The 995-nt window shown below is 70.3% G+C and carries 1 protein-coding gene; it reads right to left on the bottom strand.

The window, feature by feature from the left end; all coding sequences use genetic code 11:
- Window positions 1–131 precede the first annotated feature (131 nt).
- Window positions 132–758 carry an SGNH/GDSL hydrolase family protein gene (locus tag EQG76_RS03895; RefSeq protein ID WP_159710779.1) on the bottom strand — a complete coding sequence of 209 codons (627 nt, stop codon included), beginning with the start codon at window positions 756–758 and terminating at the stop codon, window positions 132–134.
- Window positions 759–995 lie beyond the last annotated feature (237 nt).

Below are 995 nucleotides of genomic sequence, written 5' to 3'. Positions count from 1 at the left end.
GGCACCGCGACGATCGAAGCTAGGAAGCTTGGCCAATGTGCTGCTCCTTCTTTTTGCCCTCACTTTCAACATAAAGCGCGCCGGCCTGCGCGCCAGCCCGGTTCTCCGATAAATTCCAGTGCACTGGACGTTCAAAGGAAGACGGTCGAGCGGCCCTGGCGGAAGCCTTCGGCGGCAAGTGCCGCGATCGCGCCTGCGATCTTGCCGCCGCCCTGGACGGACGGCTCGATCGGGTTGGCGAAATCGGCGGCCTCATCGCAGACCAGGCGCAGGTCGACCAGCGGCAGGCCGCGCCGGAAGGCGTGGCGGGTGATGACGTCGTTGAGCACGGCGAGGGCAGTGATCGCCAGCGTGCGGCGCGGCTCGGGGTAGGCCGTGTCGTAGATGGTGCAGACCGCCACGTGCGGCCGGACCGGTACGACCTGGTCCAGCATGGCGCCATAGGCCTGGTCGAAGCCCTGCCGGACCGCGGCCACCCGGAGCAGGGCCTCGGCCACCAAGCCCACGGGCTCCTCGAAGATCCCGCCATGGGCCAGGGCGTCGTTGCCGCCGACGCTGATCACGAGATGGCTCGCATCCGCGGGCAGGCTCCGGAGCTGGCGCGGGATGTCGGCGAGCCTGCCGCCATCCACCGCAGCCAAGCTCGCCTGCCAGCCCTGCGGCAGCTGCCGGCGCAACTGGGTCACGACATCCGGCCCGCCGGCGACATAGGCGCCGTTGTCGAACACGGAATCGCCCAGGAGCACCAGGTGGCTCATCGATCGCTCTCCTGCCTTTGCCGACATGGCGGCCATCCCGGCCGCCGTTGCACCCGCGAGCAGACCGCGCCGGGTCGGATGAAACCGCCGCCGCGGGCCCGCTGCCTGCTCAGACATCGTGCACCGTCAGGCCGGGAGGCAGCGGCCCTTCCCCCAGCGCCGCCAGCCGGTCCAGTGCCCGGCGCATATGCTCGGCGCCACGCTCCCAGCGGTCGGCGAGCGTCGCCTGCGAATAGT

The sequence above is a fragment of the Geminicoccus flavidas genome (assembly GCF_009806515.1).
GTDB lineage: Bacteria > Pseudomonadota > Alphaproteobacteria > Geminicoccales > Geminicoccaceae > Geminicoccus > Geminicoccus flavidus.
The sequence above is the reverse complement of the archived record's forward strand: the minus strand, read 5'-3'. Positions and strand labels throughout refer to the sequence as shown.

Bases quoted from the DNA above. Each gene is read 5' to 3' on its own strand.
- EQG76_RS03895 (WP_159710779.1), bottom strand. From the start codon at position 758: ATGAGCCACCTGGTGCTCCTGGGCGATTCCGTGTTCGACAACGGCGCC.